Origin of the sequence: Arthrobacter sp. HMWF013, assembly GCF_003061105.1 — a bacterium.
In the GTDB taxonomy this organism is placed as follows: domain Bacteria; phylum Actinomycetota; class Actinomycetes; order Actinomycetales; family Micrococcaceae; genus Arthrobacter.
In genome coordinates, this window is the sequence record NZ_QAIQ01000641.1 from 1 (window position 1) to 947 (window position 947).

1 protein-coding gene and 1 pseudogene are annotated in these 947 nt (G+C 69.0%); both read left to right on the forward strand.

Annotated elements, in window-relative coordinates:
* Positions 1–689 (forward strand): alpha/beta hydrolase (locus tag DBR22_RS21330; RefSeq protein ID WP_108600642.1); only part of this gene is annotated, 689 nt, incomplete at its 5' end.
* 22 nt (positions 690–711) lie between these two features.
* Positions 712–947: pseudogene (locus tag DBR22_RS24935) on the forward strand (MFS transporter); the annotation flags it as partial.

Below are 947 nucleotides of genomic sequence, written 5' to 3' on the forward strand. Positions count from 1 at the left end.
GCAACGGACTTCCCGCCCCCTACGGCATGCCCACCCACGCCCAGGACCTGGCCGCGGTGCTGGCGGCCTTCACCACGGAGCCGGTGGTCGTCGTCGGCCATTCCATGGGTGCCTTCGCGGCCCTGGTCCTGGCGAATCTTTTCCCGGAGCGCGTGCGATCGCTGGTCCTGGTGGACGGCGGGCTGCCGCTGCAGGTTCCGGCCGGGATCCCGGACGAGGACGTGGTGGCTGCGGTGCTGGGCCCTGCCGCCGAACGCCTGAACTCAACGTTCCCCAGCCGCGAGGTGTACCGGCAGTTCTGGCGCCAGCACCCGGCGTTCAGCAGTGATTGGACCCCGTTCGTGGAGGATTACGTGGATTACGACCTGACCGGCGAGGAGCCCGAGCTGCGGCCGGCCACGAAATACCAGGCGATGGCCGAGGACACGGCCGAGCTGCACCGGGGCGCATCGCTGCTCAAAGCGCTGGATGAACTGGCGGTAGATGCCCAGGTGCTCCGGGCTCCACGGGGGCTGCTGAATGAACCTGCAGCCCTCTATGCCCCCGGCTACCTGGAGGCGTGGGCGCTCAAGCTGCCCTCACTCCGGGTCCGTGAGGTGCCGGACGTCAACCACTACACGATCGTCATGGGCGAGGCCGGCGCCGGCGCTGTTGCCCAAAGCGTGCAGGAAGCGCTGGCAATCCGGTAGCGTGCATGATTCCATTCACCTTGTGACAGAGCCGGCCGCCAACATCCTGAAGCGGCCGTACCGCTGGGTCACCATCGGCGCCTGCGCCCTGGTGTTCCTGGCCGCGTTCGAGTCACTCGCCGTGACCACCATCATGCCTGTTGTCAGCCGCGAGCTCGACGGCGCCAGCCTCTACGCGCTGGCCTTCGCCGGGCCGCTGGCCACAGGGGTGATCGGCATGGTGGCGGCGGGAAACTGGTCCGACCGGCGCGGACCCGC